The organism is Campylobacter troglodytis (assembly GCF_006864425.1).
Lineage (GTDB): Bacteria > Campylobacterota > Campylobacteria > Campylobacterales > Campylobacteraceae > Campylobacter_D > Campylobacter_D troglodytis.
This window is the reverse complement of record NZ_QHLI01000123.1, coordinates 1-2151: the sequence shown is the minus strand read 5'-3', so window position 1 is coordinate 2151 and position 2151 is coordinate 1. Positions and strand designations below refer to the sequence as shown.

At 37.2% G+C, this 2151-nt stretch carries 2 protein-coding genes; both read left to right on the top strand.

The window, feature by feature from the left end:
- The first annotated feature begins 420 nt into the window (after window positions 1–420).
- On the top strand, window positions 421–666 hold the full coding sequence (locus tag DMC01_RS14000; protein ID WP_185908942.1) for a hypothetical protein: 246 nt from the start codon (window positions 421–423) through the stop codon (window positions 664–666).
- The coding region (locus tag DMC01_RS12250) for a cache domain-containing protein (RefSeq protein ID WP_142694466.1) at window positions 638–2151 on the top strand (1514 nt) is incomplete at its 3' end. The genes DMC01_RS14000 and DMC01_RS12250, both read left to right, overlap by 29 nt.

Here is a 2151-nt window from a genome sequence, read left to right as displayed (position 1 = left end):
AGGGCTTGAATTCAAATAAAACTTTAAATTCAAGTAAAAAAATAAAGGTTTAAATCTAAGTTTTCAAAAACAAAAACTTAAATTTAAGCCTTTTAAACTGAGTTTTGAATTCTAACAGAGTTTTCAAAGCCAAAAGCAAAGGCTTTTAAATTCAAAGAAAAATTTAAATTTAAGCTTGAATTTAAGCAAAGAAACTCAAAGGCAAAAATTTGAGGCTTGAATTTAAACAAAAACTTTGAATTTAAAGTATTTAAACAGCAAGGCTTGAAGCTAAAAGCTTTAAGCTTAAAACAAAGGATAAGGCAAAAGAATTTCAAGGCTTGAATTTAAACATAGGCTTAAAAATTCAACAAGCCAAGGGCTTGAATTAAGTCTTTTAAAGTGAGCTTTGAATTTAACAAGGCTTTATAAGCCAAGGGCTTGAATTTACATAAAGTTTTAAATTCAAGCCTAAAAAACAAAAAGCTTGAATTCAAGCTCAAAAAAAGCAAAGCTAAAAAACAAAGGCAAAAAAGCAAAAAAACAAAGGCAAAACAAAAAGGTCAAAAACAAAAAAATTCAAAAACAAGATTGTCCCCCTCCCTTGCAAAGCAGGGGGGTGGATATTATAAAATACACAACACAAAAGGAGTAAAAAATGTTCAAAAATGCCTCATTAGGAACTAAGATAAGCTCAGCCATAGCCCTCTTAGTCATAGTCTGTCTTGGTGCTATGGCACTTATCTTAATCAAAATAGCAAGAGGGGTTCAAGAAAAAGAATCCTACAAGCTACTAGACAATGTCTCCTCTCGTATGGCAGAGGCAACCTCTGTTTATATGAGAGAGATTTTAATCTCAGGTCAAATGCTTCACGACAATGTCCAAGAATACATCAGCCGCAGCGAGGACAATGAAAGAGATCTTATCATCCAAACAAACCTAGCCCTTGAAATAGGGCAGTATTCAGCTTACGCTTATGTCTATGTGCAAAATGCCGCCACAGTTGGTGCAAGGCTTGATCCAAATAATCTTTTACCAAGTGGAGAGTTCTTATACCTTGCAAGACAAACGGTGCAAGGTGGACAAAACAAGGCAGTGCCTATGAAAGCACATGAGAGAATCTTAGAGCTACCCTCCTTTAAAAAGGCTATGCAAGAGGGTAAAACTGTAATGGGTCAGCCCATAACTGTGGATCTTGGAAATGGAGACGAGCTTGGCTTTTTCATAGTCTATCCCATCTATGATAGAAACAAAAAGCTAGCAGGGGCATCTGCATTATTTATGGATATGAGAGGGCTATCTCAGCTAGTTTTAGACAATAAATACTCGGTTTTTGAGGGAGATTACCGCTTTTTACTAAGCCAAGAGGGCATCTTTGTAGCCCATCCTGATAGCATAACCCTTGGCAGACATTTTTCAGATCTTAACACCCATCCAACGGTTAAAACCATCGAAAACGCAGTAAAATCCCATCAAGATGGGGTTTATGAGTATGTAAATTACCGAGGAGAGCTAAGCTACACAGCCCTAGCCCATCTTGATATATCCACTTTTGGCTATGTGGCAATTGGAGTAATCGCTCCTCAAAGATCAATTTTTGCTTCTGTTGATACCATTAGAAACATCATTATAGCTTGCGTTGTAGGCTGCGTGGCAATTATGATTATTTTCGTCTTTTTTTATATAAAAACCCAGGTCGTTTCAAGGGTGCATAATATCTCGCATCAGCTCTTTTCTTTCTTTGACTATCTAAACTACAAGACAAATACCCCTCCAAAGCTCCTTCCTCCAAAGGCAAAGGACGAGCTAGGACAGATGGCAGAAGCCATAAATGAAAACATCAAAAACACCCAAAACGGCTTAATCCAAGATAAAAAGGCAGTTGATGAGAGCGTTGAGAGTGTAAAGAGGGTAGAGGATGGGGATCTAACCACAAGGATAGCTGCAAGTCCAAGAAATCCTCAGCTAATACAGCTTAAAGATAGCTTAAATAAACTCCTTGATACCCTACAAAGAAGGGTTGGGTCTAATATGAATGAGATTATGAAGGTCTTTAATAGCTACAAAGGGCTTGATTTTACCACAAAGATCCAAGATGCCAAGGGAAGCGTAGAAACTACTACAAATACCCTAGGCGATGAGATAGTAACCATGCTTAAAACCTCGGCTGA